Raw genomic sequence first — 20431 nt, 5'->3', positions numbered from 1 at the left:
GACCAGTGTCCGGCACTTCGTCCCACGCACCGCACCATCCGCCGTACGGGCCGCCGGCCCGGACCGCCCCCGGCGCGGCCGGCTCACCCCGCCGACCGGAGCTCCCGCCGTACTACGAGGACCGTTCCCCGGGCCGCGGGGCGCTGCCGCCGCGTGCCTGGTACGCCAGATCGGACGCCGCCCGGCTCCCGTTACACGGCAGTTGGCGCTTCCGGCTCTCGGTGACCGCCACCGCCGAGGACGACTCCTTCGCCCGGCCGGATTTCGACGACTCCCGGTGGCAGGACCTGTGGGTGCCCGGCCACTGGGTGCTCAAGGGTCACGGCGCGCCCGCGTACACCGACACCGCCTATCCCTTCCCGGTCGACCCGCCGCGGGTGCCGGACGAGAATCCGACCGGCGACCACCGCCACCGCTTCGACCTGCCGGAGGGCTGGGGCGAGGGACCCGCGGTGCTGCATTTCGGCGGCGTGGAGTCCTGCGCCCGGGTCTGGCTCAACGGGCAGGAGCTGGGGCATTTCAAGGGCAGCCGGCTGCCCCACGAGTTCGCGGTCGGGCATCTGCTGCGGCCGTGCGGCAATGTGCTGGCGGTCCGCGTGCACCAGTGGTCGTCGGGCAGCTATCTGGAGGACCAGGACCAGTGGTGGCTGCCCGGCATCTTCCGGAGCGTCTCGGTCCACCGCCGTCCCGAGGGCTCGGTCACCGACCACTTCGTGCACGCCGGGTTCGACCACACGACGGGCCTGGGCACCCTGCGCGTGGACTGCGCACCGGCCGGCCGGGTCACCGTCCCGGCGCTCGGCCTCGATCTGGCGACGGGCGAGAGCGCGAGTGTCCCGGTGCTCCCGTGGACGGCGGAGACACCCCGGCTCTACGACGCCGAACTGGCCACCCCCGGCGAGCGGATACCGCTGCGGATCGGGTTCCGTACCGTCCGCGTCGAGGACGGCCTGCTGAAGGTCAACGGCCGGCGGATCCTGCTGCGCGGTGTCAACCGCCATGAGTTCCACCCGCGTGACGGGCGCACGGTCGGCCGGGAGGTGATGCGCCGCGATCTGCTGCTGATGAAGCGCCACAACATCAACGCGGTCCGCACCAGCCACTATCCGCCGCACCCCGCCTTCCTGGACCTCTGCGACGAGCTGGGCCTGTGGGTGGTCGACGAATGCGATCTGGAGACCCACGGTTTCGGACAGCAGGACTGGCGGGGCAATCCGGTGGACGACGCGCGCTGGGAGCCCGCGCTGCTGGACCGCGCCCGCCGGATGGTCGAGCGGGACAAGAACCACCCCGCCATCGTGCTGTGGTCGCTGGGCAACGAGTGCGGCACCGGCCGCGGGCTGTCCGCGATGGCCGCCTGGATACGCGAGCGCGACCCGTCCCGCCCGCTGCACTACGAGGGCGACCGCAGCTGCGCCGATACGGATGTCTACTCCCGGATGTACGCCGACCACGCCGAGGTCGCGCGGATCGGGCGGCGCGCCGAGGACCCGCTCCCCGACCCGGAGCTGGACGCCCGCCGCCGCCGGCTCCCGTTCCTGCTGTGCGAGTACGCGCATGCGATGGGCAACGGTCCCGGCGGGCTGAGTGAGTACCAGCGGCTGTTCGAGACGTACGAGCGCTGCCAGGGCGGTTTCGTCTGGGAGTGGATCGACCACGGGCTGCGGCAGCGGACACCGGACGGTGAGGTGTACCACGCCTACGGCGGCGACTTCGGCGAGGAGCTGCACGACGGCAACTTCGTCTGCGACGGGCTGGTCTTCCCCGACCGGACGCCGTCACCGGGGCTGGCCGAGTTCAAGAAGGTCGTCGAACCGGTGCGGATCGACGGGGACGGGGTGGCGGGCACGGTCCGGATCACCAATCTCCACGACTTCGCGGATCTGGGCCATCTGGCGTTCCGCTGGGCGTACGAGGTGGCGGGCGAGGTGCGCGGGACGGGTCCGCTGGCGGTGCCGGCGCTGGCGCCCGGTGAGTCGGCCGAACTGCGGCTGCCCGCCCCACCCGCGCCGCCGGGTGAGGCGGAGGCGCTGTGGACGGTCCGGGCGGTGCTGGCCGAGGACACCGCGTGGGCGGGCGCGGGGCACGAGGTCGCCTGGGGCCAGTTGCCGGCCGCCGCCCGCCCGGTCCGTACTCCCCCGGCCGCCACCGCCGCCCCGCGCCGCGGCGAGGGCAATGTGATCCTGCTGGGCCCGGGGACGTTCGACGCCACCACGGGAACGCTCGGCTATCTGGACGGCGTGCTGCTGCGCGGCCCCCGGCTGGATGTCTGGCGGGCGCCGACCGACAACGACGAGGCCACGCCCCGGCAGCCGGGACGGTCGCCGGCCGCCGAGTGGCGGCGGCTCGGGCTGCACCGGATGCGGCACCGCGTCGACGCCGTCGAGACGCTCGCGGACGCGCTGGTCGTGCGGACCCGCGTCGCGGCGGCCGGGGCGGAGCCGGCGCTGCGTACGGTCTACCGCTGGACGGCCCGGCGGGAGTTGCTGCGGCTGGAGGTGTCCGTCGAGCCGGAGGGCGACTGGCCCGCTCCGCTGCCGCGGCTGGGGGTGCGGATGGCGGTGTGCGGCAGCGTCGGGCACGCGGAGTGGTTCGGCGGCGGGCCGGGTGAGGGCTATCCGGACACCCTGGCCGCGGCGCGGGTGGGCCGCTGGTCGATGCCGGTGGACGCGATGCAGACGCCGTACGTCCGGCCGCAGGAGAACGGTGCGCGGCCCGGTGTGCGCTGGGCGCAGCTGTCCCGTACGGACGGTTCGGGCATCCGGATCGAGGGCGATCCGGACTTCTATCTCACCGCGCGCCGCTGGCCGGTCGAGGAGCTGGACGCGGCCCGGCACACCACGGATCTCTCGCCCGGTCAGCTGGTGTGGCTGCATCTCGACCATGCGCAGCACGGCATCGGCAGCCAGTCGTGCGGACCGGGTGTACTGCCGCGGTACCGGCTGGAGGTGGCGCCGGCCCGGTTCGCCTTCACCTTCTCCTCGTTGCGATGAATGTCACGTTTCTTTGTGACATGCCACCCGACGGCAGCCCGGTCTGGACCAATGACAGGATGGAGTTGATTGCCCGCCGATCTCCGGATCCCCCCACTATCGACCGAGAGGCCCGTCCTGCCATGGCGCTCGCCTTCCTGAACCGCCTTCGTGACCGTACGCCGCACACTGCCCAGGCGCCCCTCCCCCGTGGCGCCGGGGCGCTGGATCTGGCGGTCCACGATCCCGTCGGGCTGCCGATGGCCGGGGCCGAGGTCTCGGTCCGGAACGCCGGCGGCCAGGAGGTGATGCGCGGCCGGACCGATCCGAACGGGCGGCTGACCGCCACGTTGGCTCCGGCCGGGTACCACCTCGTGATCACCTGTGACGGGTTCCGCCCCGAGCGGTTCGACGTCGAGGTCGTGGCGGGCGAGCGGACGGCGCCGCGGCCGGTCGCGCTGGACCTGGCGCCCGCGCCGCAGCTGCCCGCTCCCGGCCGGTGGCGGCTCGACCCCGACCACAGCTCCATCCGTTTCACCGCCCGGCACATCGGGCTGGCCGAGATCCACGGCCGGTTCAACCGTTTCGAGGGCGGGCTGTGGATCGGCGAGCAGATGAGCGACTCCCGGGTCGAGGTGACCATCGACGCGGCCAGCATCGATTCGGGTGTGCAGCTGCGCGACGACCATCTGCGCTCCGCCGAGTTCCTGGACGTGGCCCGGTTCCCCACGCTCCAGTTCACCGGTGAGCGGTTCGTGCACAAGGGCGGCGGCCGCTGGACCGTACCGGGCGTCCTGCATCTGCACGGGGTCAGTCGCAATGTGCAGCTGGACACCCGCTATCTGGGCATCGGTACGGGCATGGGGGGCGAGACCCGCACCGCGTGCACGGCCGTCGCCGAACTGCACCGCGAGGACTTCACCCTGGACTGGCGCAAGATGCTGGCCAGGGGCATCGCGGCGATCGGCGCTACGATCCGGATCGAGCTGGACATCCAGGCCGTCCAGCAGGACTAGGACCGGCGGGAAGAACCCGCCGCAGGAAGAGGTGCCGCCCGTGGCCAGTGTCTCCCCGTCGCTCGCCGATGCCCTGGCCGCGGGACCGGTCGTCCTCGACGGCGGGCTGTCCAACCAGCTGGAGTCCGCCGGGCACGATCTGAGCGACACCCTGTGGTCGGCCCGGCTGCTCGCCGAGGACCCGGAGGCCGTCGTCCTGGCGCATCTGGCGTACTACGAGGCCGGGGCGCAGGTCGCGATCACCGCGAGCTACCAGGCGACGTTCGAGGGGTTCGCGCGGCGCGGCATCGGTGCCGAAGAGGCCGCGGCGCTGCTCGGCCGCAGTGTGGAGCTGGCGCGCGAGGCGGCCCGGCGGGCACGGGCCGGCGGGGTGGCCGCGCCGCTGTACGTCGCCGCGTCGGCCGGACCCTACGGCGCGATGCTGGCGGACGGCTCCGAATACCGCGGCCGCTACGGGCTGTCGGTGGCGGAACTGGCGCGGTTCCACCGTCCGCGGCTGGCCGTGCTGGCCGCCGCGCGGCCCGATGTGCTGGCGCTGGAGACGGTGCCCGACACCGACGAGGCCCGTGCGCTGCTGCGCGCCGTGCGCGGACTGGAGGTACCGGCCTACCTCTCCTACAGCATCGCGGGTGACCGCACCCGGGCCGGGCAGCCGCTGACGGAGGCGTTCGCGCTGGCCGCGGAGGCCAAGGAGGTGATCGCGGTCGGCGTGAACTGCTGTACGCCGCGGGACGCGGACCGGGCGGTCCCGCTCGCCGCGCGGATCACCGGCAAACCGGTGGTGGTCTACCCCAACAGCGGGGAGAGCTGGGACGCCGGGGCGCGGGCGTGGTGCGGCAGTCCGGAGTTCAGCGCCGACCGGGTCGCCGCCTGGGCGGCGGCGGGTGCCCGGCTGATCGGCGGCTGCTGCCGGGTGGGCCCGGCCGCCATCGCCGGGCTGGCGGCCGGTCTCGGGCGCTGACGCACCGCCGGGGCCGGGTCGGCCCCGGCGACGGCGGGCTCAGGAGAGCGGTTTGGTGAGCTTCTTGGTGCCGGTGCGATTGCCCGTCAGACTGCAACTGACCGTTTTGATGCCGATCTTGTAGCCGCTCATGTTGGGGAACTGGACGTAGGTGCCCTCGGCGGTCCCGGCGGGCTGCCGGACCGCCTTGCTCTGGAGGTCGTTCTTGCAGAGCGCCGACGCCTTCTCCTTGATGGCGTCCTCGCTCGTGAGGCCGGCGTCCAGCCGGTGGGTGGAGACGACCTCGGCGTCGTGTGCGCCGTTGCAGGAGGCCGCGTCGTTGTTGCCGCCACCGCCCGCCGGGAGGTTGTAGCAGTCACCCGGCTTCAGCTGGAAGAACGGGATCTTGCCGTTGGTGGGCGACGGCATCATGCTCTCGATGTCGGTGCTCGCCGTCGGCGTCGCGGGCGGTGTGGTGGGGCCGGTGGGCGTGGCGGAGCCCGTCGCGGACGGTGTGGCACTGGTGCCGGTTTCCACGGGCGCCGCCTGGTTCTTGCCGTTGTCGCCGCCGCTGTTGGACATCACCACGAAGACGACGACGGCGGCCACCGCTATCACGCCACCGCCGATGATGGCGGCGATCGTCTTGCCGTTGCCGCCACCGCCGCCGCCGGCGGGCGGGCCGGGCGGCGGCCAGCCGCCGACGGGTCCTCCCGGGCCGCCGGGGCCGTAGCCGCCCGCGGGCGGGCCGAAGCCGCCGGGGGGCTGGTTGCCGGCGGGGGGACCGTAGCCGCCCGGACCGTAACCGCCCTGGCCCTGGCCGGGGCCGAAGCCGCCGGCCGGCGGACCGAAGCCACCCGGGTTGCCGTTGGGCGGCTGGTTCGGCGGCGAGGACGGAGGCGGAGGAAAAATCATGGCACAAATGATCGCTTCTTTACGGAGCTTTGGGTGCCACGGTGACCAACCTGGAACAATCCCGGACCGAAATATCCGACCGGCGGGCACGGTTGATCACAGTCGGTATACCGCCTTGCACACCGTCATACGGCCCGGAGGAATTCCTTGTTCATCGACGTTCATCGACGTTCATCGACCTTCCCCTGGACGAGCTGCGCGCCTACCGTCCGCCGCGTCCCGAGCCGGCCGGATTCGACGCCTTCTGGCAGCGCACCCTCGACGAGGCGCGCGGCCACGACCTCGACGCCCGCTTCACCGAGACCGATGCCGGGCTCACCCTGCTGCGCACCTACGACGTGGAGTTCTCCGGCTTCGGCGGGCACCGCATCCGCGGCTGGTTCCTGGTCCCGCGGGCGGCCGCCGGACCGCTGCCGTGCGTGGTGCAGTACATAGGCTACGGCGGTGGCCGGCTCACCCCGCACGACTGGCTGCTGTGGCCCACCGCCGGATACGCGACGCTGGTCATGGACACCCGCGGGCAGAGCGGTCCCGACCGGCCCGGTGACACCCCCGATCCGGTCGGCGCGCCCCATCCCGGGGTGCCCGGAAAAATGACCCAGGGGCTGCTCGACCCGGACGACCACTACTACCGGCGGCTGTTCACCGACGGCGTGCGCGCCGTGGAGGCGGCCCGCGGACATGCCGCGGTGGACGCCGACCGCACAGTGGTCGCGGGCGGCAGCCAGGGCGGCGCGACCGCGCTCGCGGTGGCGGGCCTGGCGCCCGGCCTGGCGGGCGCCCTGCTCGATGTGCCGTTCCTGTCGCACATCCGGCGCGCGCTCGACATCACCGACGCGGACCCGTACGGCGAGCTCACGCGCTACTTCGCGGGCGAGCGCACCCGGATCGACACCGCCCTGGACACCCTGGACCACTTCGACGGTCTGAACTTCGCGGCCCGCGCAAGCGCCCCGGCGCTCTTTGGCGTGGCACTGCGGGACGCGGTCGTGCCGCCGTCCACCGTCTTCGCCGCGCACCACCACTACGCGGGCGAGAAGGAGCTGCTGGTGTGGCGGTTCAACGGCCATGAGGGGGGCGGCGGGGAGCAGCGGGTGGCCGAGCTGCGGTTCCTGCGCGAGCTGTTCGGCTGACCGTCCGCCATTACCCCAAGGCCGCCCGCGCCGCCCCTCACCTCGCGCCCAGCAGATGGTCCAGGGCGAGCTGGTCCAGTTGCTCGAAGGCCATACCGCGGGCGGCCGCCGCCCCGGCGTCGAAGGTCTCGTAGGCGGTGCGGTCGGCGAGCAGCCCGGCGAGGCCGTCCTCGGCGGTGGGGCGGGCCAGTTCGTCCAGGCGCGCGGCGCGCAGCGCGTCCTGGACGGCCGGGTCGGCCCGGAAGGCCGCCGCGCGCTCCTTGAGCACGAGGTAGTTGCGCATACAGCCGGCCGCCGAGGCCCAGACCCCGTCCAGGTCCTCGGTGCGCGGCGGTTTGAAGTCGAAATGCCGCGGCCCGCCGTACCCGGCCGTCTCCAGCAGGTCCACCAGCCAGAACGCGGACCGCAGATCGCCCGCGCCGAAGCGCAGGTCCTGGTCGTACTTGAGCCCGCTCTGGCCGTTGAGGTCGATGTGGAAGAGCTTGCCCGACCACAGCGCCTGGGCGATGCCGTGCGGGACGTTCAGCCCCGCCATCTGCTCGTGTCCGACCTCCGGGTTGACGCCGTAGAGCTCCGGGCGCTCCAGCCGCCCGATGAACGCCAGGGCATGGCCGACGGTGGGCAGCAGGATGTCGCCGCGCGGCTCGTTGGGCTTGGGCTCGATCGCGAACCGCAGGTCGAGTCCCTGCTCGACGACGTACTGGCCGAGCAGGTCGAACGCCTCCTTCATCCGGTCCAGGGCGGCCCGTACGTCCTTGGCCGCGCCGGACTCGGCGCCCTCGCGCCCGCCCCACGCCACGTAGGTACGGGCGCCGAGCTCGGCGGCGAGGTCGAGGGTGCGGATCGTCTTGCGCAGGGCGTAGCGGCGGATGCCGCGGTCGTTGGAGGTGAAACCGCCGTCCTTGAAGACGGGGTGGGTGAAGAGGTTGGTCGTCACCATCGGGACGACCAGGCCGGTGGCGTCCAGTGCCTTCCGGAAGCGGGCGACGGCCGCCTCGCGGGCGCGGCCGCCGGAGCCGAACGGGATCAGGTCGTCGTCGTGGAAGGTGACGCCGTAGGCGCCCAGGCCGGCCAGCCGGTGGACCGTTTCGACGGGGTCGAGGGCGGGGCGGGTGGCGTCGCCGAAGGGGTCGCGGCCCTGCCAGCCGACGGTCCACAGGCCGAAGCTGAACTTGTCCTCGGGCACGGGCTGATGGCGCATCGCGACTCCCCGGTCATGTCGTCAGGGCGCGCTTCGCCCGTTCCGCGGCGGCCAAACTAATATGCGGCAGCACACCGGGGAACCCCCTGGGACCACACCGGGGCGGGGCAGCAGCCGGCCGAGGGAGAGCGCGATGGGCGCACAGTCAGCGGGACCGCTCGTCGTCGGGGTGGACAGTTCCACCCAGGCCACCAAGGCGCTGGTCGTGGACGCCGCGACCGGTACGGTCGTCGCCCGCGGCCGGGCACCGCACACGGTCTCCGACGGCGACGGCAAGGAGAGCGACCCCCGGCAGTGGTGGCGGGCGCTGGACCAGGCACTGCGGCAGTGCGGCGCCGCGGCGCGGCAGGCGTCGGCGCTCTCCGTCGGCGGGCAGCAGCACGGCCTGGTGACGCTGGACGCGGCCGGGGAGCCGGTGCGCCCCGCGCTGCTGTGGAACGACGTACGGCCGGCGCCGCAGAGCGAGCGGCTGATCGCGGAGCTGGGCGGCCCGGAGTCCTGGGCACGGCGCATCGGCAGCGTACCGACGCCCGCCTTCACGGTGGCCAAATGGGCCTGGCTGCGGGCGGCCGAGCCGGCCGCGGCCGCCGCGACGGCCGCGGTGCGGCTGCCGCACGACTACCTCACCCAGCGGCTCACCGGGCAGTCCGTCACCGACCGGGGCGATGCGTCGGGGACCGGCTGGTGGGCGTCGTCCACCGAGTCCTACGACGCCCGGGTCCTGGACCATGTCGGCCTGTCCCCCGAGGCGCTGCCGCGGGTCGCGCTACCGGGCGAGGCGGCGGGCACCGTACGCACCGACGAACTGCCGGTGCCCCGTGGTGCGCTGGTGGCCGTCGGGACCGGCGACAACATGGCGGCCGCGCTCGGCCTGGGCCTGCGCCCCGGCGCACCCGTGCTGAGTCTGGGCACCTCGGGCACGGTCTACGCGGTCTCCCCGCGCCGGCCCGCCGATCCGACCGGGACCGTCGCGGGGTTCGCCGACGCGCGCGGCGACTGGCTGCCGCTGGCCTGCACGCTGAACTGCACCCTCGCCGTGGACCGCGTCGCCGCACTCCTGGGGCGGGACCGCGAGGCGGTCGAGGCGGGCGGCACCGCGGTGCTGCTGCCCTTCCTGGACGGCGAGCGGACCCCGAACCTGCCCCGCGCGTCCGGCCTGGTGCACGGTCTGCGGTACGACACCACGGCCGGCCAGCTGCTCCAGGCCGCCTATGACGGCGCGGTGTTCGCGCTGTTGCAGGCGCTGGACCGGGTGCTGGACGAGGGCACCGCGCCCGACGCGCCGCTGCTGCTGATCGGCGGCGGTGCGCGGGGGCGGGCCTGGCGGGAGACGGTACGGCGGCTGTCGGGCCGTCCGGTGGTGGTGCCCCAGGCGCGGGAGCTGGTCGCGCTGGGCGCGGCGGCGCAGGCGGCCGGGCTGCTGCTGGGCGAGGATCCGGCGGCGGTTGCGCGCCGTTGGGGGACGGCCCGCGGCCCGGTGTACGAGGCCCGGGAGCGGGACGCCGCCGTCTGGGACCGGCTGGCCGCGACGCTCGCCGACGGGGACGCGCTGCTGCGGCGGTGAAGGCGCCCGGCCCATGGAGCGCACCGGGGCGGTGCGGCCGCCGGTCCGCGGGCGGTGCGCCTGCGCGGTGCGCCGCGAGCCGTACCGGACGGTGCGGCCGAGGCGGGCGCCCCGGCACGCTGCCCCGTCCCGGAAACTGCTAAACCTTTCCATCAAAAGATAATTCCATGCCACCCTATCGAGGGATTGTGTGGGTAATTTCATGGCCCTATCTTCGGTCCGGCGGGCCGTCGGTGAATCTCCGTCGGTGAACCTCCTCGAAGGCCACGAGGAGCGGACCTCTCACCGGCCGCCTCGCACCCTTCGGAGAGATAGGCAACAGGCACCACACCATGACGATTAATGAAGAATCGTTTTTACCTGAACTTGAGGGCTCTCTTACCGCGTCGAGTCTGAGCACCGCCGCCGCGCGGAATCTGGCGACCACCACCAAGACCGCGCCGCAGATGCAGGGCATCACCTCCCGCTGGCTGCTGCGGCTGCTGCCCTGGGTGCAGGTCGCCGGTGGCACCTATCGCGTCAACCGCCGGCTGGCGTACACCGTCGGCGACGGGCGCATCGATTTCGACATCACCGGCACCGAAGCCGCGATCATCCCCGAGGAACTGCGCGAACTGCCCGCGCTGCGGGAGGTCACCGATACCGCGGTGCTGACGGCGCTCGGCGAGCGGTTCGTCCGGCACGACTACGCCCCCGGCGAGCTGATCGCCGAGGCGGGCGGGCCCGGGGACCGGCTGGTACTGATCGTCCACGGCCGGGTGGACCGGCTCGGCACCGGCAAGTACGGCGACGAGACCGTGCTCGCCGCGCTGGCCGGCGGCGACCACCTCGGCGACGAGCCGCTCACCGCCCCGGACGCGCGCTGGGAGTCCGGCTACCGGGCGGTGACGCGGGTGACCACCCTGGAGCTGCCCCGGCCGGCCGCCCAGGAGGTCATCGGCCGCTCCCCCGAACTGCGCGCACATCTCGCGACGGTCGTCCGCGGCCCCGCCCGGCCGGCGAACGCGAGCGGGGAATCGACGGTCTCCGTCGCCTCCGGGCACCGCGGCGAACCGTCCCTCCCCAGCACCTTCGTGGACTACGAACCGGCGCCGCGCGAGTACGAACTCAGCGTCGCGCAGACCGTGCTGCGCACCCACACCCGGGTCGGTGACCTCTACAGCGACCCGATGAACCAGGTCGAGGAGCAGCTGCGGCTGACCGTCCAGGCGCTGCGCGAGCGCCAGGAGCACGAACTGGTCAACAACCGCGAGTTCGGGCTGCTGCACAACGCCGACCTCACCCAGCGCATCCGTCCGCGCAGCGGCCCGCCCACCCCCGACGACCTCGACGAACTGCTCGCGACGGTCTGGAAGGACCCGGGCTTTCTGCTGGCCCATCCGAAGACGATCGCGGCGATCGGCCGGGAGTGCAGCGCCCGCGGCCTGTATCCGGCGGCGGTCGAATTCCAGGGCCATTCACTGCCGTCCTGGCGCGGTGTGCCCATCTTCCCGTGCAACAAGATCCCGGTGACGAAGGAGCGGACGAGTTCCGTTCTGCTGCTGCGCACCGGTGAGGAGAATCAGGGCGTGGTCGGCCTGCACCGCAGCGGAATTCCCGATGAATACGAGCCGAGCCTTTCGGTGCGTTTCATGGGCGTCGACGAACGCGCCGTCATCAATTATCTGGTCAGCGCCTACTATTCGGCGGCCGTTCTGGTGCCCGACGCGCTCGGCGTCCTCGAAGACGTGGAAATCGGTCTCTGACCGGGCCGCGGTCCGCGCGGCGGCGCCCGCGTATACCGCGCACCGCACCTCGCACATCCCGTGTCCCGTGTCGCACACGGATCTGACACAGACACCGCACACGCCCCTCGGAACAGGTGAATCTTCTCCATGACCACATCGGTGGACCCGACGTCCGCCCCGCAGCCCGCCGGCGTCGAGCAGGACCGTTCGAGCCTGGACACCACGGCGGCCCGCCAGCTGGCGACGACGACCAAGACCGCGCCGCAGATGCAGGGCATCTCCTCCCGCTGGCTGCTGCGCGTCCTGCCGTGGACGCAGGTGTCCGGCGGCACCTACCGCGTCAACCGCCGGCTGACGCACACGCTCGGCGACGGCCGGGTGGAGTTCGTCACGCAGGGCCCGGACGTACGGGTGATCCCGGCGGAGCTGCGGGAGATGGCGCCGCTGTCCGGCTTCGAGGACCCCGCGACGCTGGAAGCGCTGGCCGACCGGTTCGTCCAGCAGGAGTACGCGCCCGGTGACCTCCTCGCCGAGCAGGGCCGGCCGGCCGACCGGGTCATCCTGATCGCGCACGGCAGGCTCGACCGGCTCACCGCCGGCAAGTACGGCGACGAGACGGTGGTCGGCGTGCTGGCCGGCGGCGACGCCGTCGGCGAGGCGGTGCTGCTGGCGCCGGACACGGTGTGGGAGCACTCCGTCCGGGCCGCGACCCGGGTGACCGCCCTGACGCTGCCGCGCGCCGCGTACGAGGAGGTGCTGGCCCGGTCGGCGGCGCTGCGCGGGCATCTCGACACCTACCGCGCGACGCTCGCGCCCGCCCGGAACAAGCACGGCGAGGCGGCCATCGACGTGGCCGCGGGGCATGTCGGCGAACCGTCGCTGCCGGGCACCTTCGCCGACTACGAGCGGGCGCCGCGCGAGTACGAACTGAGCGTCGCGCAGACCGTGCTGAAGATTCACTCACGGGTCGCGGACCTCTACAACGACCCGATGAACCAGCTGGACCAGCAGCTGCGGCTGACCATCGAGGCACTGCGCGAGCGCCAGGAGCACGAGCTGGTCAACAACCGCGAGTTCGGGCTGCTGCACAACGCCGACCTCACCCAGCGCATCCACCCCCGGAGCGGCCCGCCGACCCCGGACGATCTGGACGAGCTGGTGTCCCGGCGCCGTAAGACCCAGTTCCTGCTGGCGCATCCGCGCACGATCGCGGCCATCGGGCGAGAGTGGAACGCGCGGGGCATCTATCCCACCCACGCGGAGATCGACGGGACGGTGGTGCGGGCCTGGCGGGGTATCCCGCTGCTGCCGTGCAACAAGATCCCGGTCCGCGCGGACCAGACCAGTTCGGTGCTCGCCCTGCGCGTCGGCGAGGAGAACCAGGGTGTGGTCGGCCTGCACCAGACCGGCATTCCCGACGAGTACCGGCCGGGGCTGTCGGTGCGCTTCATGGGCATCAATGACCAGGCCGTCATCAAGTATCTGGTCAGTGCCTACTATTCGGCGGCGGTGCTGGTACCGGACGCCCTGGGCATCCTGGAGGACGTAGAGATCGGCCGCTGACCGGCGACCGGTTCCGGCCCGGGTGCCGCGGCCGTCCCCGCCTCGGGGCCGGCCGTGGCACCCGGGTGACGTCCGATCATTTGTTTCCCACTTCTGACCTGCGTTGTTCCATCTTTGGTCAAGCCATTGACGGATCGGCCATTCCCTTGGCAGGCCGCGTCCTGTTGCGCATGATGAACGCACACAGCTACGTGACATGTACGCGACCAAAACTGACCTTGTCAGGAGTTCCCATGGAGTCCGGCCACCACCCCGCCCGCCGACAGCTGCTCACCGGCGCCGCCGCGCTCGCCGCGGCCGCCGCCCTCACCCCGCTCGCCACCGCCCGCGCGGCCGCGCGCACCGCCGGACCGGGCACCGCCGGACCGGGCAGCGCGGCGTATCCGCCCGTCCACTGGTCCGCGGCCAGCCCCGCCAACTACACCGACGCCGACCGCCCGGCCCAGTACCCGATCGAGATGGTCGTGGTGCATGTGACCCAGGAGACGTACACCGACACCCTCAGGCTCTTCCAGGACCCCGCGCACCAGGCGGCCGCGCACTATGTCGTACGGTCCGCCGACGGCTATCTCGCCCAGTGCGTGAGCGAACGCAATATCGCCTGGCACGCCGGCAACTGGGACTACAACACCCACAGCATCGGCATCGAGCACGAGGGCTGGATCGACGAGCCGAAGTGGTTCACCGACGCGCTGTACCGGCAGTCCGCACGGCTGACCGCCGCCATCTGTGAGCGCTACGGCATCCCCAAGGACCGCGAGCACATCATCGGCCATGCCGAGGTACCCGGCACCGACCACACCGACCCCGGCGAGTACTGGGACTGGGCCCGCTATATGCGGCTGGTCATCGAGGACTCCTGACAGGGCGCCAAGTGACGCCGGGGCCGTACCGTACCTGCGGGGACACATGCCGCACCTTTAAGCTTTACGGGTGAGTGGCGAGATATCAGACATCAGTGTCGCTGCGGCGAAGGCCAAGGCGGGCCGCCTTCTCCTGGCCTTCCGGCACGGCAACCAGCAGGCGTTCGACGAGGCACTCCCCGAGGAGATGTCCGCAGAGGAGAGCCGGGACCTGGTCTCGGCTCTCGCCTGGGTCGCCAACGAGGCGGTGCGCAAGGCGTACCGCAGCGATGTCGCCGACCGGGTCCTGCACCATCTCGCCCGTAAGGCACCCGGCGAGCCGGGCTGGGTGGAGACCGACGAGGCGGCGGCGCCCGGGGTGGTGACGCTGCTCGAAGGGCTGCGGGACGGCGATGTCGAGGCGGTACGCGACCTGGTCCGCACCACCCCCGACACCACGTTCGTCCTCGGCCGGCTGCTGACGGCGGTGGCCATGCTGCTGCCGTCCGTACCGGCCGGGGACCTGCGGTGGGTGCTCGACGAGCTGCGCGCGGAGTGCCCGCCGGAGCCGTACGGCCCGGGACCCGCGCACGCCGGGTCCGCCGGACACCTGCCGTAGCGCGGGCGGCGTACCCGCGGCGACACCCGCGCCGGGCGGCACGGCGGCCGTACCGCGGATGTGCGGCGCCGTACGGCGGATGTACGGCTTCCCGCCGACCTCACTTCATGGTGAACGCCTCCACCACGTGGGACAGTTGGCGGGACGTCAGGGGGACTCGTGAAGCAGCGATTCGGCCGGGTTCGCGCGGTGCTGACAGTTCTGGTGGCGTGGGGGGTGCTGGCCGGCGGCGCGCTGGCGGGCGGGGCACCGGCCACCGCCGCGGTCGAGACCTTGCGCCGGGCGGCCGCGGTGCCGGTGGCGCCCGGTGTGGCGTACGGCGAATTCCGGCTGACGGTGCCGCGCGGCACGGTGCTCGGCCATCTGCTGACGGTCGATCTGGCCGATCCCCGGGTCACGGTGGATCTGCTCCATCCGGAGGTGGTCGGCGCACGGGCGCCGGTGTCCCACCTGGCCGCCGCACAGGGCGCGGTGGGTGCCGTCAACGGTGACTTCTTCCATATCGTCGAGGTCCAGCACCCCGGTGTGGAGGTGACCGGCGCCCCGGACGGACCGGAGATCGCCGCCGGGCGGGTGCTCAAGAGCGCGGTGCCCGACGGGCAGCGGTTCGGCCCGGCCCTGCCGCCGGGCGCGACCACCGAGGACGTCATCGGCGTCGGCTACGACCGCCGGGCGCGGCTCGACCGGCTCGCGCTGCGTGGCGCGGTGCTGACCGCCCGGGGGCCGCTGCCGCTGCGCGGACTCAATCTCTTCGCGCTGCCGGTGAACGGCATCGGCGCGTACACCGAACAGTGGGGTCCGGCGTCGCGGGTGCGCGCCACCTGCGGTACGGACACCGACCGGGCGGCGCCGTGCAGTACGGAGACCGCCGAGGTGACCGTCCGGCACGGCCGGGTGACGGCGCTCGCACAGCGGCCGGGCCGTGGCGGGGTCGCCGCGGGGAGCGTGGTGCTGGTGGGGCGCGAGGAGGGGGCCCGGCAGCTGCGCGGGCTGCGTCCGGGCGATCCGGTCGGGGTCGGCCACCGCCTCGTGGGCCGGGGGCCCGGCCTGCTGCGGTTCGCGATCGGCGGCTTCCCGGTCCTGCGGGACGCGCGGCCGGTGGACGGTCTCGACACGGACGCCGTCGCGGTGCGCACCGCGGCCGGGTTCGGGCCCGGCGGCCGGGTGCTCTATCTGCTCTCGCTGGACGGGGCGGCCGGCCGGACCGGTCTGACGGTGCGCGAACTGGCCATTCTGATGGGCGAGTTGGGTGCGCGGGAGGCGGTCGATCTGGACGGCGGCGGGTCCGCCACGCTGGTCACCCGCGACCCGGACAGCCGGCAGGTGACGGTGCGCAACCATCCGTCGGGCGGTGCGGAGCGGCCGGTCGCGAACGGCATCGGGGTCTTCTCCTCGCGGGCCTCCTGACCGGCCTTCGGGTCGTCCGGATCCTGCTGACAGGCGGACGGCCGGCCGACCGGCGGGCGGGCGGGGTCATGCGGGGAAGGCACCGCCGGTGCGGGTGGGGGCAGTAGGGCCGGTGGGGCCGGTAGGGGCGGTGCCCACGGTGCGCATCCGGCCGGCGGCGTAGACGCAGCCGGCCAGGGCGAGGTCGGAGAGCAGCATGAGACCGATGGAGTAGGACCCCGTACCGCTGTAGACCGACCCCATCAGAAGCGGCGGCACGAAGCCGCCGAGGCCGCCGACGGCGCCGACGATGCCGGTGACGCTGCCGACCTGGGCCTGCGGTGTCACCCGCGAGACCAGCGCGAAGACCGAGCCGCTGGTGGCGCCGAGACCGGCCGCCATGAGCAGGAGGGTGACGGTTCCGGTGGGGTTCAGCGCCGGTCCGAATGCCTGGACCACGGCGAGCACCGCGACCGCGCCGAGCGCCCAGGCGGTGACCACCGCCGGGTGCACCCGGTCCGAGAGCCAGCCGCCGATGGGCCGGAAGATGACGGTGACCACCGCGAATCCGGCCGCCCTGGTGCCGGCGTCGGTGTCGTCCAGGTGGTACCCGTTCTCCAGGTACGTCGGCAGATAGACACCGAACGCGACGATGCCGCCGAAGCCGATCGCGTACAGCGCGGCCAGCTCCCAGGTGACCCGGAGCCGGCCGGCCGCGCCCAGCCGGGTGCCGAGGGAGGTCTGCGGGACCGGCCGGTCCGGGTGGTCGTTGATCAGCAGCGCGGCGCACACCGCGTAGGCGGCCAGCACGATGGCGACGACGAGGTACGGGAGGTTCTCGTCGTACCGGTGGATGCGCGGGGTCAGATAGCCGGAGAGGGCGACGCCGCCCATGCCCATACCGAAGACGCCCAGTGCCAGACCGCGTTTGCCGGGCGGGAACCAGCCATTGACGAGCGGGATGCCGATGGCGAACGTGGTGCCGCCCAGGCCGAGCAGGAATCCGACGACGAGCAGCGCGGGGTAGGACTTGGCGGGGATGAGCAGCAGCACGGGGATGACGGTGAGCGCGGAGATCAGCGGGAACATCACCCGGGCGCCGTAGCGGTCGGTGAGCGCGCCGACCGGCACCCGGCCCAGCGAGCCGACCAGCACCGGCACGGCCACCAGCGCCGACTCCTGGAAGTGCGTCAGGCCCAGGCTGGTCCGGAAGTCGTTGCCGAGCGGGGAGATGAGGTTCCACGCCCAGAAGGTCACGGCGAAACCGATGGTGGCGAGAACGAGGTTCCGGCAGGCCGACAGGGTCACGGGCGCACGCTGCTCACCGCGTCCGCGACGCTGCCCAGACCGTTGTGGATGTCCGGGGCGAAGCTGCTGCTCGCGAGGTAGAAGCCGAGCAGCATGCAGACCAGGGCGTGCGAGAGCTTGAGCTTTCCGCCGCGCAGGAAGATGACGGTCAAGATCACCAGCAAGAGGATGACCGAGAGGGAGATAACCATGGCACACCTCCTCGACGCCGCCTGATCAGGCGGCAAGGGGCGGCCAGTTTTGCGTATTTCGCGGTATATGCGGCTCGACTCCGGGTACTCCGATCAGGTGATCACTGCGGGTCACCGGCCCGCGTCGACCGCCGCCAGGACCTCGGCCGCCGCCCGCTGCCCGCTCGCGACGCACGCCGCGACCCCGACTCCGTCGTACGCGGCACCGCAGACCGCCAGGCCCGGGAGGTGCGCCATCCCGGCCCGGATGCGGGCGACACGCTCCTGGTGGCCGACGGTGTACTGCGGCAGTCCGTCGAACCAGCGGGTGACGGCGGCGTCGGACGGATCGCCGAGCGGGCCGCCGAGGGCGTCACCCAGGTCGGCCAGCGAGCGGCGGACCAGTTCGTCGTCGGACCGCGCCAGGTCCTCGGCGGCCCCGAACCGGCCGATGGAGGTGCGCAGGTGGAAGGTGCCGGGATCGGCCTCGGCCACCGCGCGCCATTTGTTGCTGGTGAAGGTGGCGGCCTTGACGGTGCGGCCGTCGACGGGCGGGACGAGGAAGCCGTTGCCGCACGGGACGGCGGGCAGCGTCCGCCGGGCGAAGGCGAGGGTGACGACGGCGGTGGCGGCGTAGCCGTAGCCGGACAGTTCACCGGCCACGGCGGGCGCGTGCGGGGCGAGCAGCCGGCCGGCGGGGTGTGCGGGCAGTGCCAGCACCACGGCGTCGGCGGTGAGTTCCAGTGGGCCGTGACCGGTCTCGGCGAGGATGTGCCAGCCCCGGTCGCTGCGCCACAGGGAGACGACGCGGGTACCGGTACGGATGTCCGCGTCGCGGCCGCCGGCCAGGGACGCGGCGACGGCGGCGGGCAGCCGGCCCACGCCGCCGCGCAGACCGGTGACGACCTGCGGCGGCGGGCCCTGGGGGGCGTCCCGCCGGGCGGCGCGCAGCCCGTCGAGGAGGGAGGTGCCGCGGCGGGCGAACGGCATGAGCCGGGGCATCACCGCTTCGAGTGAGAGCAGTTCGGTGCGGCCGGCGTAGATGCCGCCGAGCAGCGGTTCGACGATCCGGTCGACGGTCTCCGGGCCGAGCCGGTCGGTGAGATAGCGGCCGACGGTGATGTCGCCCGCCACGGGCGCGGCCGGCAGCGCGGGCTCCCGCCGGAGCCGGTCGACGCCGGCGGCGGAGAGCAGTCCGGTCGCGGCCAGCGCGTCGGGGTCGGTCGGTACGCCCATGACATGGCCCGGCGGCAGGGCGCGCAGCGCACCGCGGGTCCAGACGGTGGTGGGCGCGGCGACGGGCGGCAGCAGCTCACCGCCGAGGCCGACCGCCTCGGCCAGCCGCACCGCCTCGGGGCGCAGCGACATCATCGACTCGCAGCCGTCGTCGAGGACGGTGCCGGCGAGGGTCCGGGTGGAGAGCTTGCCGCCGACGCGGTCCGCGCTCTCCAGGACGGTGACGCGGAGCGCGCCTCGGGCCGTTTCGTGCAGCTGCCAGGCGGCGGCCAGGCCGGCGATCCCGCCGCCGATCACCACGGCGTGCCGGGGCGGGCGCGGGGTGTCGGTGCTCTTCGGTGTACCGGGCATGGTGCTCACAGTGCGCTCCTGACAAGGGGGTTGCGGAGGACGGATGGCCGGACGGCGGTGCGCCTCAGGCGGGGAGCAGTTCGGCCAGCCGGTCCTGGTGCGGGAAGCTGCCCGGCCGGTAGGAGCACCACGGGTCGGCGGCGAGCGGGTCGCCGGTGATGCCGTAGGCGCGCGACCGGGAGCCGCCGCAGACGGTGCGGAACTCGCAGGCACCGCAGGTGCCGCGGAGCCGCGCCGGGTCGCGCAGCGCCGTGAAGAGAGCGGAGGTGCGGTAGATCTCGGTCAGCGGGCGGTCCTTGACGTTGCCCGCGTCCAGCGGCAGGAAGCCGCTGGGGTGCACGGTGCCGGTGTGCGAGATGAAGACGAAGCCGCGGCCGGAGCCGACGTCCATCGGCGGGCGCCGTACCCGGCCGGCGTCCAGCCCCAGCTCCGCCGCCCGGTCCTTGAGCCGGCGGTAGAGACCGCCGAGCCCGAGGACGGCTTCCGGGTCCTCGCCGAGGGCGTCGAGGACGGCCCGCTGGAGGGCGACCCGGCGGAAGTGGTGCCCCTCGGTGGTCTTGGCGGCGATCACCGCGCCCGCGTCGTGGACGAAGTTCAGGACGTCCTCGACCTCGGTGGCGCACAGCGCGGCGAGCTGCTGCCCGCGGCCGGTGGGGACGAGGAGGAAGGCGCTCCACAGCATCGCGCCCTCGTCGCGCACCAGCCGGACGATATCGGCCAGGTCGGTGAGGTTGTGGCGGGTGACGGTGGTGTTGATCTGCACCTTGAGGCCGAGTTCGCGGGCGGTCCGCCAGGCGTCCAGGGTCCAGCCGTAGACGCCCGGGACGCCGCGGAAGCTGTCGTGCAGTGCGGCGGTGGAGCCGTCGAGGCTGAGCGAGAGGGCGAGCGCGCCGGCGTCCCGGACCTCGGCGAGGCGGTCGCGGGTGAGGGTGGGGGTGCCGGACGGCGAGACGGCGACGCGCAGCCCCAACCCCGTTCCGTACCGCACGAGTTCGGTCAGGTCGGGGCGCTGGAACGGGTCGCCCCCGGTGATCACGAAGAGCGGGCTCGGGCGCCCGAAGGCGGCGACCTGGTCCATGACGGCGCGGGCGTCCGCGGTGCCGAGTTCGCCGGGGTGCCGGGCGGTCTGCGCCTCGGCCCGGCAGTGCGCGCAGGCCAGCGGGCAGGCCCGGGTGGCCTCCCAGATGACGATGAAGGGCCGTTCGGCGACATCGTGGCGGGGGCGGCGGACCAGGCGGTTATTCGGCACGAAACGGCTCCACAGGTCGCTGCGGCAATTCGGAACATTCGCACTGTACGCCGCCGGAAATGCGTCACCGGCGCCCTTCACCGGGTATATCGCCCTGGATTTCCGGGACTTAGAGGATGTCTCACGTGGTGAACTGGGGCATCATTGCTGCTTGTGGGTGTCGATCTTTCGCAGCGGCTGGTTCCTGATGGTCTGTGGGGACTGGCCGCTCCGTTGCTGCCGTCGTTCAACTCCCGTCC

General features: G+C 73.2%; 16 protein-coding genes. 10 read left to right on the top strand and 6 right to left on the bottom strand.

Features of this window, described 5'->3' with window-relative positions; all coding sequences use genetic code 11:
• Positions 1-5: 5 nt before the first annotated feature.
• From ACLJWH_RS00080 to mmuM, 3 genes are all read left to right on the top strand, one after another.
• A complete protein-coding gene (locus ACLJWH_RS00080; protein ID WP_411139410.1) occupies positions 6-2993 on the top strand; it encodes a glycoside hydrolase family 2 TIM barrel-domain containing protein in 2988 nt (995 codons plus the stop codon).
• A gap of 122 nt (positions 2994-3115) precedes the next feature.
• Complete coding sequence (locus tag ACLJWH_RS00075) at positions 3116-3988, top strand: YceI family protein (RefSeq protein ID WP_411139409.1); 873 nt, start codon at positions 3116-3118, stop codon at positions 3986-3988.
• A gap of 40 nt (positions 3989-4028) precedes the next feature.
• Positions 4029-4949 carry a homocysteine S-methyltransferase gene (mmuM, locus tag ACLJWH_RS00070; RefSeq protein ID WP_411139408.1) on the top strand — a complete coding sequence of 307 codons (921 nt, stop codon included), beginning with the start codon at positions 4029-4031 and terminating at the stop codon, positions 4947-4949.
• Between the two features lie 39 nt (positions 4950-4988).
• Here the strand turns inward: mmuM and ACLJWH_RS00065 are convergent, their stop codons facing one another.
• Positions 4989-5843, bottom strand: coding sequence for a hypothetical protein (locus tag ACLJWH_RS00065; RefSeq protein WP_411139407.1), 855 nt, complete (start codon positions 5841-5843; stop codon positions 4989-4991).
• Positions 5844-6016: 173 nt separating this feature from the next.
• Here ACLJWH_RS00065 and ACLJWH_RS00060 point away from each other — a divergent pair, with 173 nt between their 5' ends.
• Complete coding sequence (locus ACLJWH_RS00060) at positions 6017-6976, top strand: acetylxylan esterase (protein WP_411139891.1); 960 nt, start codon at positions 6017-6019, stop codon at positions 6974-6976.
• Between the two features lie 37 nt (positions 6977-7013).
• Here ACLJWH_RS00060 and xylA read toward each other — a convergent pair whose 3' ends face one another.
• Positions 7014-8177 carry a xylose isomerase gene (gene xylA, locus ACLJWH_RS00055; RefSeq protein ID WP_411139406.1) on the bottom strand — a complete coding sequence of 388 codons (1164 nt, stop codon included), beginning with the start codon at positions 8175-8177 and terminating at the stop codon, positions 7014-7016.
• A gap of 133 nt (positions 8178-8310) precedes the next feature.
• Between xylA and xylB the strand changes: the two genes are divergently transcribed.
• The 6 genes from xylB to ACLJWH_RS00025 all read left to right on the top strand — a co-directional run bounded on the left by xylB (position 8311) and on the right by ACLJWH_RS00025 (position 15899).
• A complete protein-coding gene (xylB, locus tag ACLJWH_RS00050; RefSeq protein ID WP_411139405.1) occupies positions 8311-9741 on the top strand; it encodes a xylulokinase in 1431 nt (476 codons plus the stop codon).
• 332 nt (positions 9742-10073) lie between these two features.
• Positions 10074-11486 carry a family 2B encapsulin nanocompartment shell protein gene (locus ACLJWH_RS00045; RefSeq protein ID WP_411139404.1) on the top strand — a complete coding sequence of 471 codons (1413 nt, stop codon included), beginning with the start codon at positions 10074-10076 and terminating at the stop codon, positions 11484-11486.
• Between the two features lie 129 nt (positions 11487-11615).
• The gene (locus ACLJWH_RS00040) at positions 11616-13031 is read left to right on the top strand and encodes a family 2B encapsulin nanocompartment shell protein (RefSeq protein ID WP_411139403.1); all 1416 of its coding nucleotides are present in this window, start codon (positions 11616-11618) and stop codon (positions 13029-13031) included.
• A gap of 233 nt (positions 13032-13264) precedes the next feature.
• On the top strand, positions 13265-13894 hold the full coding sequence (locus ACLJWH_RS00035) for an N-acetylmuramoyl-L-alanine amidase (protein WP_411139402.1): 630 nt from the start codon (positions 13265-13267) through the stop codon (positions 13892-13894).
• A 70-nt stretch (positions 13895-13964) separates the two neighbouring features.
• On the top strand, positions 13965-14492 hold the full coding sequence (locus ACLJWH_RS00030; protein ID WP_411139401.1) for a hypothetical protein: 528 nt from the start codon (positions 13965-13967) through the stop codon (positions 14490-14492).
• Positions 14493-14651: 159 nt separating this feature from the next.
• Positions 14652-15899: a phosphodiester glycosidase family protein gene (locus ACLJWH_RS00025; RefSeq protein WP_411139400.1), complete on the top strand. Its 1248-nt coding sequence runs from the start codon at positions 14652-14654 to the stop codon at positions 15897-15899.
• 66 nt (positions 15900-15965) lie between these two features.
• Here the strand turns inward: ACLJWH_RS00025 and ACLJWH_RS00020 are convergent, their stop codons facing one another.
• The 4 genes from ACLJWH_RS00020 to ACLJWH_RS00005 form a co-directional block, all read right to left on the bottom strand.
• Positions 15966-17186 carry an MFS transporter gene (locus ACLJWH_RS00020; RefSeq protein ID WP_411139399.1) on the bottom strand — a complete coding sequence of 407 codons (1221 nt, stop codon included), beginning with the start codon at positions 17184-17186 and terminating at the stop codon, positions 15966-15968.
• A complete protein-coding gene (locus ACLJWH_RS00015) occupies positions 17183-17377 on the bottom strand; it encodes a hypothetical protein (protein WP_411139398.1) in 195 nt (64 codons plus the stop codon). The genes ACLJWH_RS00020 and ACLJWH_RS00015 overlap by 4 nt, the downstream gene beginning before the upstream one ends.
• 111 nt (positions 17378-17488) lie before the next feature.
• Positions 17489-18943: a protoporphyrinogen oxidase gene (gene hemG / locus ACLJWH_RS00010; RefSeq protein ID WP_411139890.1), complete on the bottom strand. Its 1455-nt coding sequence runs from the start codon at positions 18941-18943 to the stop codon at positions 17489-17491.
• Between the two features lie 64 nt (positions 18944-19007).
• Positions 19008-20192: a TIGR04053 family radical SAM/SPASM domain-containing protein gene (locus tag ACLJWH_RS00005; protein ID WP_411139397.1), complete on the bottom strand. Its 1185-nt coding sequence runs from the start codon at positions 20190-20192 to the stop codon at positions 19008-19010.
• Positions 20193-20431 lie beyond the last annotated feature (239 nt).

Source organism: Streptomyces sp. x-80, assembly GCF_046549095.1.
Taxonomy (GTDB): Bacteria; Actinomycetota; Actinomycetes; order Streptomycetales; family Streptomycetaceae; genus Streptomyces; species Streptomyces celluloflavus.
The sequence above is the reverse complement of the archived record's forward strand: the minus strand, read 5'-3'. Positions and strand labels throughout refer to the sequence as shown.